General features: G+C 54.9%; 12 protein-coding genes and 1 tRNA gene. 7 read left to right on the forward strand and 6 right to left on the reverse strand.

Translation table 11 applies throughout. The features are described 5' to 3' along the window. Nucleotides 1–107: 107 nt before the first annotated feature. Complete coding sequence (locus H7F08_RS11880; protein WP_193640651.1) at nucleotides 108–1,079, reverse strand: porin; 972 nt, start codon at nucleotides 1,077–1,079, stop codon at nucleotides 108–110. Between the two features lie 197 nt (nucleotides 1,080–1,276). Here H7F08_RS11880 and H7F08_RS11885 point away from each other — a divergent pair. From H7F08_RS11885 to hslU, 7 genes are all read left to right on the forward strand, one after another. Next, nucleotides 1,277–1,350: transfer RNA gene (locus tag H7F08_RS11885), tRNA-Gln, on the forward strand. 46 nt (nucleotides 1,351–1,396) lie between these two features. After that, a complete protein-coding gene (gene dapF / locus H7F08_RS11890) occupies nucleotides 1,397–2,314 on the forward strand; it encodes a diaminopimelate epimerase (protein WP_413541260.1) in 918 nt (305 codons plus the stop codon). 33 nt (nucleotides 2,315–2,347) lie between these two features. Next, nucleotides 2,348–2,524: a hypothetical protein gene (locus tag H7F08_RS11895; protein ID WP_010639806.1), complete on the forward strand. Its 177-nt coding sequence runs from the start codon at nucleotides 2,348–2,350 to the stop codon at nucleotides 2,522–2,524. Continuing rightward, on the forward strand, nucleotides 2,517–3,209 hold the full coding sequence (locus H7F08_RS11900) for a DUF484 family protein (protein ID WP_227487871.1): 693 nt from the start codon (nucleotides 2,517–2,519) through the stop codon (nucleotides 3,207–3,209). The genes H7F08_RS11895 and H7F08_RS11900 overlap by 8 nt, the downstream gene beginning before the upstream one ends. Then, nucleotides 3,203–4,147, forward strand: coding sequence for a tyrosine recombinase XerC (locus H7F08_RS11905; RefSeq protein ID WP_010639816.1), 945 nt, complete (start codon nucleotides 3,203–3,205; stop codon nucleotides 4,145–4,147). The genes H7F08_RS11900 and H7F08_RS11905 overlap by 7 nt, the downstream gene beginning before the upstream one ends. After that, complete coding sequence (gene hslV, locus H7F08_RS11910) at nucleotides 4,144–4,683, forward strand: ATP-dependent protease subunit HslV (RefSeq protein ID WP_075323306.1); 540 nt, start codon at nucleotides 4,144–4,146, stop codon at nucleotides 4,681–4,683. Before H7F08_RS11905 ends, hslV begins: the two co-directional genes overlap by 4 nt. Nucleotides 4,684–4,685: 2 nt before the next feature. Beyond that, complete coding sequence (hslU, locus tag H7F08_RS11915) at nucleotides 4,686–6,008, forward strand: ATP-dependent protease ATPase subunit HslU (protein WP_193640653.1); 1,323 nt, start codon at nucleotides 4,686–4,688, stop codon at nucleotides 6,006–6,008. Nucleotides 6,009–6,034: 26 nt separating this feature from the next. On the opposite strand, the gene H7F08_RS11920 is transcribed toward hslU, so the two are convergent. The 5 genes from H7F08_RS11920 to ftsY form a co-directional block, all read right to left on the reverse strand. Then, complete coding sequence (locus H7F08_RS11920) at nucleotides 6,035–6,358, reverse strand: hypothetical protein (protein WP_031569961.1); 324 nt, start codon at nucleotides 6,356–6,358, stop codon at nucleotides 6,035–6,037. Between the two features lie 4 nt (nucleotides 6,359–6,362). Then, nucleotides 6,363–7,223, reverse strand: coding sequence for an RNA polymerase sigma factor RpoH (gene rpoH / locus H7F08_RS11925; RefSeq protein ID WP_031569959.1), 861 nt, complete (start codon nucleotides 7,221–7,223; stop codon nucleotides 6,363–6,365). A 151-nt stretch (nucleotides 7,224–7,374) separates the two neighbouring features. Next, complete coding sequence (gene ftsX, locus H7F08_RS11930; RefSeq protein WP_210434772.1) at nucleotides 7,375–8,283, reverse strand: permease-like cell division protein FtsX; 909 nt, start codon at nucleotides 8,281–8,283, stop codon at nucleotides 7,375–7,377. Then, on the reverse strand, nucleotides 8,280–8,951 hold the full coding sequence (gene ftsE, locus H7F08_RS11935; protein WP_010637749.1) for a cell division ATP-binding protein FtsE: 672 nt from the start codon (nucleotides 8,949–8,951) through the stop codon (nucleotides 8,280–8,282). The genes ftsX and ftsE overlap by 4 nt, the downstream gene beginning before the upstream one ends. After that, the gene (ftsY, locus tag H7F08_RS11940) at nucleotides 8,948–10,087 is read right to left on the reverse strand and encodes a signal recognition particle-docking protein FtsY (protein ID WP_226831519.1); all 1,140 of its coding nucleotides are present in this window, start codon (nucleotides 10,085–10,087) and stop codon (nucleotides 8,948–8,950) included. Before ftsY ends, ftsE begins: the two co-directional genes overlap by 4 nt. Between the last annotated feature and the right edge of the window lie 28 nt (nucleotides 10,088–10,115).

The raw sequence follows: 10,115 nt of genomic DNA on the forward strand, positions 1-10,115 counted from the left end.
CGAACAAGAAAAGCGCCGTATTGGGCAAGTGCGGTACATCGACCACCACAACACCCATCCCAAACCCTTCATCTGGACCAAAACCGCCCGCGACATCCTGCAAAAGGTCATTCGCGCCAATAGCCACTTAAGCAGCAAACAGAATGCAACACTACACTAGTTACATGGCTATATTCGGCCATATACTTAAGTCCCATCATGCCGCCACGAGCACCCACATTCCAAGAATCAATTTGCTTTGCATAACCCGGGGCTGAATCTAAAGTGTCTGCACGGGCACCAGATAATTCAACATTGAGAAGAGGATTTAGCTTGTAGCCAACCATTCCCGCAAAAAGATATTTGCCAGTACCATTCGTCAGAACTCCGCCAACTCGTGTCTGGGCATAGGAACCACCCAAAACGCTGGGACCACCGAAAGGCACACCTACATTTGCGTACTCAGAACCCAGTGGATTATTACCAAAGAGCGTAAACGCATTGTTCCCATCCAGAGAATGGTTATCAAATATACCCGCACTGTAGTAGATTCCGGTACCCATTACGTTAGGACTATGGAACATAACACCCGCACTACGGTCTGCACCTATGGACTGATTCATAGAGCGCTGGATAAACCACAAGTCATCCCCACCGAACTGAGTCCGCTCCATGCCGACAGGCACGCGGAATTTACCAACTTTTAATTGCACTTCAGGAATGAAGGCGAAATTTATTTCCGCATCCTGAACGCCGGATTCACCCTCAACTCCAGGGAAAAATTTACTTGCGCCCTGAAGGGATCCACCACTCATCCAAGCGCCGTCCCACTTATATTGGAAATTGTAGGTCACTCCAGGAACGGCTGTACCCTTAACACCCAAGCGGATACGATGAGCACCGAAGATCAGACCTTCATTTCCTGAACTGCCAAACTGCTGACTACCGGTAATCTGGGCAAATCCATAGAGGATAGGACCGGTATCCTGGGAGTTCTCAGGCAGAAATACCTTGCTGGAAGTGTCACTATCTGCAGCAAAAGCCACTCCAGGAACCAAAACTGCGGCCGCAACGGCCAAAGCGATAAGATTCTTCTTCATGATAAAGCTCCTCCTCGAGAGCATTGTTTGGATACTACGGTGCAAGTTATAGCACCGGTGTGGACACTATGCAACATTTTGACAACACCTTTTTTACAACGTCGGCAAAATAAATACAAAGCCAGGGTTATTTTCACCTGATCCGGCAATCCGGTTTGACAGGGAAGCTGGCCTAAAGCTATCATCGCCGCCACTCTTGGGGAATCGTCTAGCGGCAGGACAGCGGACTCTGACTCCGCTAACCGTGGTTCGAATCCACGTTCCCCAGCCAAGAACATAGCAGCGCCCGGGGTTTTCCTTGGCGCTTTTTTGTTGCCATGATGACACTGGCCCTTTTCGAGCCTTCCGCTTTAGTCCGTGCTAAACTCTTGTCCATGATAGCTAAAACTGATCAAACTGCCCGTAGCGTACTGAATTTCACGAAAATGCATGGCCTCGGCAATGATTTTGTCGTGTTCGATGGTATCCGCCAGCGGGTCCATCTGACGCCGGAAAAAATCCGCGCCATGGCTGACCGCCATTTTGGTATCGGCTGCGATCAAATCCTGCTGGTAGAAAACCCCCAGTCCCCAGACTGTGATTTTCGTTATCGCATTTTCAATGCGGACGGCGGTGAAGTTGCCCAGTGTGGTAATGGTGCGCGTTGCTTTGCGGTTTTTGTCCGCCGCGCCGGGCTCAGTGACAAGGAAGTCATTCAGGTAGAAACCCAATCCGGACAAATGCAACTGCGCATTCTCGAAAACGGCGAGGTCAGCGTCAATATGGGGGCTCCGCGTTTTGCTCCGGAGGCCATTCCTTTTAAAACCCTGGAAGAAGGCCCCGAATACCTGCTGGAAGTCCATCATGACACACTGCGCCTGGCCGCACTCAGCATGGGTAATCCGCACGCCGTGCTGCGCGTGCCGGATGTGGCCACTGCACCCGTCACCCAGCTCGGGCCGCAAATCGAAAAGCACCCGGATTTTCCGCAGCGCTGCAATGTCGGATTCATGGAAATCTGTGACCGCTCCCATATTCTTCTGCGGGTCTGGGAACGTGGTGCAGGAGAAACCCTGGCCTGCGGCAGTAATGCCTGTGCGGCGGTGGTGGCTGGAATCCGCTGGGGAGCGCTGGACCCGGCCGTTGCGGTAGATCTTCCGGGGGGTCGCCTGCACATTCAATGGGCAGGACCAGGACAAGCCGTTATGATGACAGGACCAGCGCAGGTGGTTTTTGACGGAACCTGGCTCTTATAACGCATTGTTTGACAGACAAGGGGGGACATCCTCATGCAGAACACCACGGTACAAGCCATAGCTGACAGCCTGAACTGCGACGCCCGGGATCTGGCTTTTCTGCACAAACTGACAGATCAGGAAGGCGAAACCCTCGCCCATCTGATCGCGGCGCTGGAAGTACACAGTGCCCCCGAACGCTACAGCGATACCCACTGGGAGGATGATTAATTTGGCAACAGCCCCCGAACACGATGCTCAGGCAGAACAAGTCCGCCAGTACCTGCTCGAACATCCGCAATATTTATGGGATCAGGAAGATTTGTTACTGTCCCTGACCCTTCCCCATGTCGGTCGCGGGTCCGCCTCCTCCCTGCTGGAAAGACAGGCACAGGTTTTACGCGACGAAAATAGCCGTCTGCAGCAGCGCATTGCCGCCCTGCTGGGTGCCGCCCAACAAAATGCGGCGCTGGGCCTGCACCTTTCTGATCTGGCTACCGAATTGCTGAACACGCCGGACTGTCCGGCAACCTTGAATACCGTGCTGACCCGGCTGCACGAAGGTTTTCAGGTGGAGGCGCTGGCCCTAATAGCCCGCACGCCGGTGTCGGGTCTACCCCAGTTTACGGTGCTTGAAGAAGCGGATTTTCTGGGGATACTGGACGGCTCGCCGCCCACCCAAGCGGCCACTGGTCTTTCTATCAATCCAAGCCTGCGAAGCGCTTTGTTTGCAGCCGAGGGCGCAGCTCTGGAATCTTTTGCGCTGATTCCATTGGTCGGCCAGCATATTCAGGCGGGCATTGTGCTGGGCAGTCAACATCCCGAGCGTTATGCCAAGGATGCGGGTGCGGATTTGCTCAATCAAATTGCCCGTCTGGTGACGGCCGCTCTGGATCGCTGCCTGACCCCATGTTGATGCAGGAAGCAGTCACCGACTTCACAGAGACGCTTGCCCGCAGCGGGCGCAGCAGCCCTGCCACCGTCGCGGCTTATCATCGCGACTTACAAGGCTGGTTGCACTTTATGCAAAGCCGTGGACATCAGGACATTGCCCATATTCAGCCCGGCGATTTGCGCGCTTATCTGATGGCGGAACGCAGTCGCGGAGTGGCCGTGCGCAGCCTGCGCAGACGCTTCGCCGCCCTGCGTGCCCTGTATCGGCATTTGCAACAGGCATCACCGGATTTGTCGAATCCGGTGCAGGGCATCATGATGCCTAAATCCGAACAACGCCTGCCGGACTGGTTGACCGTCGATCAGGCCAAACAGTTGATGGACCCTGTCGAAAAGCCCTCTACAGCCCCCAATTTTGCGCAGAGCCGCGATCAACTGATCCTGGAACTGCTCTATTCCAGCGCCCTGCGCGTCAGTGAACTGGCGGGATTGAACCTGCAGGATCTGGATCGTCATGGCGGGACCGTGCGGGTCATGGGTAAAGGCAGCAAGGAGCGCATTGTTCCGGCCGGGAAAAGCGTCTGGCGAATGCTCGATCTGTATTTACCCCTACGCCATGCTCTGCTTGTGGACAAGCATCTGCTTGAAGAAAATGCTTTACTGCTCAATGCCGCTGGTCATCGCCTCAGTGTTCGCAGCATTCAGATCCGCGTGAAGGAAATGGGAGAAAAACGCCTGGGGCAGCATATTCATCCCCACACCCTGCGCCATAGTGCAGCCAGCCATTTTCTCCAGTCCGCCGGAGATTTGCGCGCCGTGCAGGAGTATTTGGGACACGCAGGTATTGCAACCACGGCTATTTATACCCATATGGACTATCAGCAGTTGGCGCATGTATATGATGCGGCGCACCCGCGCGCCAGACACACAAAACGCCCGGAAACCGAGGATAAGTTATGACAGATGCATTACCCATGCACGGCACCACCATACTTTGCGTGCGACGCGGCAGCAATGTGGTGATGGCCGGAGATGGTCAGGTAACTTTTGGCAATACCGTCATGAAAGGCAATGCCCGCAAGGTAAGGCGTATTGAACCGGGGGTGTTGACTGGCTTCGCGGGTGCTACCGCCGATGCTTTTACCCTGCTCGAACGCTTCGAGGCCAAACTGAAAGCCCATCCCGGACAACTGGCCAAGGCGGCTGTTGAACTCGCCAAAGAGTGGCGCACCGACCGGGTATTGCGACGACTGGAAGCAATGCTGGCCGTTGCGGATGATAAGCAAAGTCTGATTATTACCGGCCAGGGCGATGTGCTGGAACCGGAATTCGGCATTATTGCCATTGGCTCCGGCGGTCCCTATGCCCTTTCTGCAGCCCGTGCCCTGCTTGAAAATACCGAGTTGCCAGCACGTGAGGTCGCCGAACGGGCGCTGGGCATCGCCGGGGACATCTGCATTTATACCAACCACAACCATACGATTGAAGAACTATGAGCATGTCTGAAATGACCCCCCGTGAAATCGTCCAGGAACTGGACAAGTACATCATCGGCCAGTCTGACGCAAAGCGTGCAGTGGCAATTGCCCTGCGCAACCGCTGGCGGCGCGGCCAGGTGCCTGCCCCCCTGCATCAGGAAATCACCCCCAAAAACATCCTGATGATTGGGCCTACCGGCGTCGGCAAAACCGAAATTGCCCGCCGTCTGGCGCAATTGGCCAACGCCCCTTTCATCAAGGTCGAAGCCACCAAATTCACAGAAGTGGGTTACGTCGGCAAGGATGTGGAATCCATTATCCGGGACTTGACCGAAACGGCCGTAGACATGATTCGTAGTGAACGCCAAACGGCCATGCGCCAGCGCGCTGAAGAAATGGCCGAAGAACGCATTCTCGATGCGTTGATTCCTGGCCCCCGGGACAGCACGGTGCCACGCAGCGATGAAGGGACCCGCCAAAAATTCCGCAAGATGCTCCGCGAAGGCAAACTGGATCAGCAGGAAATCGAAATTGAGGTTGCTGCTCCCAAAGCGGGGGTGGAAATCATGGCGCCAGCGGGTATGGAAGAAATGACCAACCAGCTGCGGGATATGTTCTCCAATATGTCTCAGGGTAAAACCAGCACCCGCAAGGTGCCGGTGGCGGAAGCCCGGCGTCTGCTCACGGATGACGAAGCTGCCAAGCTGGTCAATGAAGAAGAAGTACGGGCCCTGGCCCTGGAAAGGGTGCAGTCGGGCGGCATTGTTTTCATCGATGAAATTGACAAGGTGGCAGTCCGCTCCGGTAGTCAGCAGGGGACCGACATTTCCCGGGAAGGGGTGCAGCGGGATTTGTTGCCGCTAGTGGAAGGGTCCAACGTCAGCACCCGTTATGGCGTGGTGAAAACCGATCATATCCTGTTCATTGCCTCCGGGGCATTTCATCTCAGCAAACCTTCGGACCTGATCCCGGAACTGCAGGGACGACTCCCTATTCGCGTAGAGCTGGATGCCCTGAGTGCGGCAGACCTGGTCCGTATTCTGCAGGAGCCAGAAAACGCCCTGGTTCGTCAGTACAGCGCCCTGCTCGCCAGTGATGGGGTCACACTGCAATTTACTGATGATGGCGTACAGCGCATTGCCGAAATCGCGCAACAGGTCAACGAACGGGTCGAGAACATTGGCGCCCGCCGCCTGCATACCATCATGGAACGCCTGCTGGAAGAAGTGGCTTTTTCAGCGCCAGACCTGAGTCAGCCCAGCGTGGAAGTCAACGCAGCCTATGTGGATGGACGCTTGCAGGACCTCGCCCAGGACGAAGACCTGTCCCGCTATATTTTATAAATTGGGTTGTGTTACCGAAATGTAGCTCACGGCTTGAGATAAAACGCTCCGGCCGCCTGGGCTTGGGCAATGGCAATGACACCAGACAGAACCAGATGACTGCCAGCAGGCCGGGCGGCTGGGTCAAGGCCCATGTTGCGCAGACTGTTTTCACAAAAATCCACACATAAACCGGCGCTGATCCGCTCTTCGATTTCCCGCCGCCAGTGACCATGCGCCCACAATGATACCGGGGACTGACCATTGGCAATAACGCGCAGCGCCTGTTCGGGATCCGCCGCCGCTGCATTGCGCACATTGGCCAACAAATTCGGCCAGCGCCCTGCATCATCAATATGAAACAACAGCATCGTTTCAGGCCGCCGGACTGAGTGCCAGCATTTTCTGACGCAGCTTGCCCATGCTGCTTTTTTCCAGCTGGCGGATACGCTCTGCCGAAACTCCCAGCTCATCACCCAGCACTTGTAGGGTCTTGGGATCTTCGCTGAGCCAACGGTTTTCAATGATGTAGCGATCACGCTGAGGCAGGGCCGACAAGGCACTCTGCAATACGGTATGCTGGTGCTCGTCCCAATCCCTATCCAGGAGTTGATCCACAGTGGACTCCGCAGGATCAGCCAGTTCCATGACCCGCGAATGACCACTTTCCTCATCGGGCTCCATATTCAGGGAATAGTCATGACCAGTCATCCGGCCTTCCATTTCCAGCACCTGCTCCCGGGTAACGCCAAGATCTTCAGCAATGGCCGCACTTTCCTCACCACTCAACCAGCCCGTGTGGGTTCGGCTGGAACGCAGATTAAAGAACAGCTTGCGCTGGGCCTTGGTGGTAGCCACTTTGACAATACGCCAGTTGCGCAAAATGAATTCATGAATTTCCGCTTTGACCCAATGTACGGCAAAAGAGACCAGGCGTACGCCATGATCAGGATCATAGCGCTTGACGGCTTTCATCAGACCGATATTCCCTTCCTGAATCAGGTCAGCTTCCTGCAGGCCGTAGCCCCGATAACCCCGGGCAATCCGCACCACAAAGCGCAAATGACTGAGCACCAGGGATTTTGCCGCTTCGACATCGTCATGATCGCGCAGACGCAGGGCCAGATCCCGCTCTTCTTCAGGCTCCAGCATGGGCTGGGCATTGACAAAACGCAGGTAAGCCGTCAGCCCGTCTGCACTGACCAAATCCCTACTGGCTATAGCAAGTTCATTCATAGTTAGTCCTCGCAACAATCAACATACATTGGACTCTCAAGATCTGCAGCTGGTTCCTTAATTCCAAAAACTGAGCCGAGCCTCTCAATACATATACAGTATAAGGATTAGATGGGGATCCCGAACAATATTTTCAAGGGCAGCTCATCCATTATGAAAAAGTATGGTCGAGGTGTTGACCCACTGCAAGGCGTGAACCCAGCCAACCAAGAATAGCGCTGATAATAATCAGGATCAGTCCTTCCAGACCCGTCAGGCCTAAAAGCTGAAACCGGGTACCATACAAAGTCGCCAGACGATCAACCGGTTCCTGCAAAATCGCGATGGTAATCGCAATAATAATCCAGGCCAGTATTCCGGCAATGGCCCCCTGAATCAGTCCCTGATACAAAAATGGTCTGCGGATGAAGGCCCGCGTTGCCCCCACCAGACTGGCAATATCAATTTCATCGCGGCGCTGGGCAATGTGCAGGCGAATGGTATTACCCATAACCAGAATTGCGCCCACGGCCAACATAATGGCCAAAATCCAGACAGCCCTTTTGCCCAGGGCCAGAATGGCCTGCAGACGTGCCACCCAATGCAAATCGGATTGGGCACTGGCAACTCCGGGTTGACGCGCCCACTCCTGAACTTGCGCCTGCAAGGCCGCCGGACTTTCAGATAATGGATTCAGTTCAACAATAAACGAAGCCGGGAGTGGGTTTTCTCCGAGAATTTTGATGGCAGCCGTCATTCCGGCGTTTTTTTCAAACGTTTTCAATGCGGCTTCCTTACCGACATAGCGCACATTGACGACTCCGGTGCTGCCCTGTAACTGCTTCTGCAGCTGCTGTATGTCTTGCTCTGTAGCATCCTGATGGAGAAAAAGTGAAATCTGGGCTTGATCTCGCCATTGCCCCAACAATTGCTGGAGATTATTGAGCGCCGCAAAAAGGCCCACAGGTAGCGCCAGCACAATAGCCAGGGCAAAAATGGTCATTAGCGTTGCTAACGGCTGCTTCAGCAGGGTGTTCAAGGCATTTTGGGCGGCTTCCCGACGAATATGTAAGGCACTCACGCGGATTTCTCCTTGGAATTTTGTAGCATCCCTTGCTCCAGATGAAAGACGGGGAGCCCCAAACGTTCTACCTGGGACTGGTCATGGGTAGCCACCAGAACCGTGGTACCGTGCTGATGAAAGTCCCGGAACAGATCCAGAATTTCCGTGCTCAACGAACCATCGAGATTACCGGTCGGCTCATCGGCGAGCAAAATTTCCGGGGTATGCACAATGGCCCGGGCAATCCCCACCCGCTGCTGTTCGCCGCCCGACAGAGTGGCCGGCAAATTATGAATCCGGTTACCCAATCCGACTTTTTCCAGCGCTGCCCTTACCCGGCTCTGAATCTGCTTTCCAGATACCCCACTGACCTGCAAAGTCAGGGCGACATTATTGAACACGTCACGATCCATCAATAATTTGTGATCCTGAAAAACCACCCCAATGCGCCGACGATAGGCGGGGATATGGCGTTTTTTCAGGGTCGAAACATCCACGCCATTGACCATCAGCGTGCCATGACTGACGTCCTCCAGACGCAGCAACAATTTCAGAAGCGTGCTTTTGCCTGCCCCCGAAGGCCCGGTCAATAAAGCCATCTGCCCGGTCGGCAATTTAAGATTCAGTTCACGCAGCACATGATGGCGGCCGGGATAATGTTTGGTGACATTGATAAATTCAATCATGACTTCGGCTCCGCGAAGAGGGCATCAACAAAAGATTCTGGATCAAAGGGACGCAAGTCAGCCACCTGTTCGCCTACACCAATGTAACGAATCGGAATCGGCAGAGCCTTGGCAATAGCCGCCACCACCCCGCCCTTGGCGGTGCCATCCAGTTTGGTAATACAGATACCCGTCAGACCAATAGCCTCATGAAACTGCTGGGCCTGATTCAGGGCATTTTGTCCGGTTCCTGCATCCAGCACCAACCAGACCTGATGGGGCGCTTCGGGATCCTGCTTTGCCAGTACTCTTTTGACTTTTTTCAGTTCTTCCATCAAATGGTCTTGGGTATGCAGGCGTCCTGCCGTATCGGCAATGAGCAGATCGGCAGATCGGGCCCGCGCCGCCGCAAACGCATCAAAAACTACCGAGGCACTATCCGCACCGGTTCCCTGCGCAACTACCGGAACCTGCACCCGTTGTCCCCAGCCCTGCAACTGTTCAACCGCAGCCGCCCGAAAAGTGTCTCCGGCCGCCAGCACCATGGAAAACCCATCGGCTTTCCAGCGTGCGGCGAGCTTGCCCGTAGTCGTCGTTTTCCCGGCACCATTGATGCCTACCATCATCAATACCTGCGTCCGTCCCTTTTCCGGCACCCAGAGTTCCGCACGCGGCCGCAAAATATCGAGCAACGCATCGCGCAGGGCTTTTTTCAGGATGGCAGGATCTGTCAGTTCCTTACGACGCACTTTTTCCGTCACCGAGGCCATGATTTCCCGAGTCGCTGCAGAACCCAGATCCGCTTGTAACAATAACGCTTCCAGATCTTCCAGCAATTCGTCATCAATGACTTTTTTACCCAGGACCAGTCGGCCGACGCCTTCGGTAAATTGCTCCCGACTCCGGTTCAGACCTTCTCGTAGTCGTGCAAAAAGCCCTTTTTGCACGGAACCAGCGGCAGGTTCGGCAGCAGGCAACGCCATATCGGGAGACTCCGTTGGTTGATCTTCCGGCTCTTCCAATAGCTGTGCGGGTGGCGGGGTGGTCTCATCTTCAGATGCGGCTTCTGGTACTGCCTCAACATGTGCAGGCAGAACAGTCTCAGGTTTTTCCTCAGCAGGCTCAGGCTGGACAGTTGCGTCAGCGGCTTCTGTCATTTCCTCCTGAGAAGGGCTTTTGTTACGC

Source organism: Acidithiobacillus sp. HP-11 (assembly GCF_015100075.1).
Taxonomy (GTDB): domain Bacteria; phylum Pseudomonadota; class Gammaproteobacteria; order Acidithiobacillales; family Acidithiobacillaceae; genus Acidithiobacillus; species Acidithiobacillus thiooxidans.

Excerpts from the sequence above, each read along its gene's own strand:
- rpoH (WP_031569959.1), bottom strand. The coding sequence starts at position 7,223 with ATGAATGAACTTGCTATAGCCAGTAGGGATTTGGTCAGTGCAGACGGG.
- H7F08_RS11880 (WP_193640651.1), bottom strand. The coding sequence starts at position 1,079 with ATGAAGAAGAATCTTATCGCTTTGGCCGTTGCGGCCGCAGTTTTGGTT.
- hslU (WP_193640653.1), top strand. The coding sequence starts at position 4,686 with ATGTCTGAAATGACCCCCCGTGAAATCGTCCAGGAACTGGACAAGTAC.
- H7F08_RS11920 (WP_031569961.1), bottom strand. The coding sequence starts at position 6,358 with ATGCTGTTGTTTCATATTGATGATGCAGGGCGCTGGCCGAATTTGTTG.
- H7F08_RS11900 (WP_227487871.1), top strand. The coding sequence starts at position 2,517 with ATGATTAATTTGGCAACAGCCCCCGAACACGATGCTCAGGCAGAACAA.
- ftsE (WP_010637749.1), bottom strand. The coding sequence starts at position 8,951 with ATGATTGAATTTATCAATGTCACCAAACATTATCCCGGCCGCCATCAT.
- dapF (WP_413541260.1), top strand. The coding sequence starts at position 1,397 with ATGATGACACTGGCCCTTTTCGAGCCTTCCGCTTTAGTCCGTGCTAAA.
- hslV (WP_075323306.1), top strand. The coding sequence starts at position 4,144 with ATGACAGATGCATTACCCATGCACGGCACCACCATACTTTGCGTGCGA.
- ftsY (WP_226831519.1), bottom strand. The coding sequence starts at position 10,087 with ATGACAGAAGCCGCTGACGCAACTGTCCAGCCTGAGCCTGCTGAGGAA.
- H7F08_RS11895 (WP_010639806.1), top strand. The coding sequence starts at position 2,348 with ATGCAGAACACCACGGTACAAGCCATAGCTGACAGCCTGAACTGCGAC.
- H7F08_RS11905 (WP_010639816.1), top strand. The coding sequence starts at position 3,203 with ATGTTGATGCAGGAAGCAGTCACCGACTTCACAGAGACGCTTGCCCGC.